This is a genomic window from Polaromonas sp. C04, assembly GCF_002002705.1.
Classification (GTDB): domain Bacteria; phylum Pseudomonadota; class Gammaproteobacteria; order Burkholderiales; family Burkholderiaceae_C; genus Rhodoferax_A.
This window is the reverse complement of record NZ_MUNS01000011.1, coordinates 1-1,214: the sequence shown is the minus strand read 5'-3', so window position 1 is coordinate 1,214 and position 1,214 is coordinate 1. Positions and strand designations below refer to the sequence as shown.

At 62.7% G+C, this 1,214-nt stretch carries 1 protein-coding gene; it reads right to left on the bottom strand.

Annotated elements, in window-relative coordinates; all coding sequences use genetic code 11:
- Positions 1–10 precede the first annotated feature (10 nt).
- The gene (gene tuf / locus B0E49_RS00145; protein WP_077559952.1) at positions 11–1,201 is read right to left on the bottom strand and encodes an elongation factor Tu; all 1,191 of its coding nucleotides are present in this window, start codon (positions 1,199–1,201) and stop codon (positions 11–13) included.
- Positions 1,202–1,214: the final 13 nt, after the last annotated feature.

The following is a 1,214-nucleotide window of genomic DNA, read 5'->3' as shown; positions in this document are numbered from 1 at the left end:
AACAAATCGATTACGCGATAATTTTTGCCACCACGCCGGCGCCCACGGTCTTGCCGCCTTCGCGGATGGCAAAGCGCAGGCCTTCTTCCATGGCGATCGGGTTGATCAGCTTGACGGTGATCGTCACGTTGTCCCCGGGCATGACCATTTCCTTGTCCGCGGGCAGCTCGATGGCGCCGGTCACGTCGGTGGTGCGGAAGTAGAACTGCGGGCGGTAGTTGTTGAAGAAGGGCGTGTGGCGCCCGCCTTCGTCCTTGCTGAGCACATAAACTTCGGCGGTGAAGTGGGTGTGCGGCTTGATGGAGCCGGGCTTGCACAGCACCTGGCCGCGCTCGACTTCTTCGCGCTTGGTGCCGCGCAGCAAGATACCGACGTTGTCGCCAGCCTGGCCCTGGTCCAGCAGTTTGCGGAACATTTCCACGCCGGTGCAGATGGTCTTGAGGGTGGGCTTGATGCCCACGATCTCGATTTCTTCACCGACCTTGATGATGCCGCGCTCGACCCGGCCCGTGACCACGGTGCCGCGCCCGGAGATGGAGAACACGTCCTCCACCGGCATCAGGAAGGCGCCGTCGATGGCGCGCTCGGGCGTGGGGATGTAGGTGTCCAGCGCCTCGGCCAGCTTCATGATGGCCTGCTCACCGAGTTCGCCCTTGTCGCCTTCGATGGCGAGTTTGGCCGAGCCGTGGATGATGGGGGTGGTGTCGCCGGGGAAGTCGTATTTGTCGAGCAGCTCGCGCACTTCCATCTCGACGAGCTCGAGCAGTTCGGCGTCGTCGACCATGTCGCATTTGTTCAGGAACACGATGATGTAGGGCACGCCCACCTGGCGGGCCAAGAGGATGTGCTCGCGCGTCTGGGGCATGGGGCCGTCGGCGGCCGAGCACACCAGGATGGCGCCGTCCATCTGGGCCGCGCCGGTGATCATGTTTTTCACATAGTCGGCGTGGCCGGGGCAGTCGACGTGGGCATAGTGGCGGTTCGCGGTCTCGTACTCGACGTGCGAGGTGTTGATGGTGATGCCGCGCGCTTTCTCTTCGGGCGCGTTGTCAATCTGGTCGTAGCCTTTGGCTTCGCCGCCAAATTTGGCCGCCAGCACGGTGGCAATGGCCGCCGTCAGCGTGGTCTTGCCGTGGTCCACGTGTCCAATGGTGCCCACGTTCACGTGCGGCTTGGTGCGTGCATATTTCTCTTTTGCCATTTTCAATTCTCCA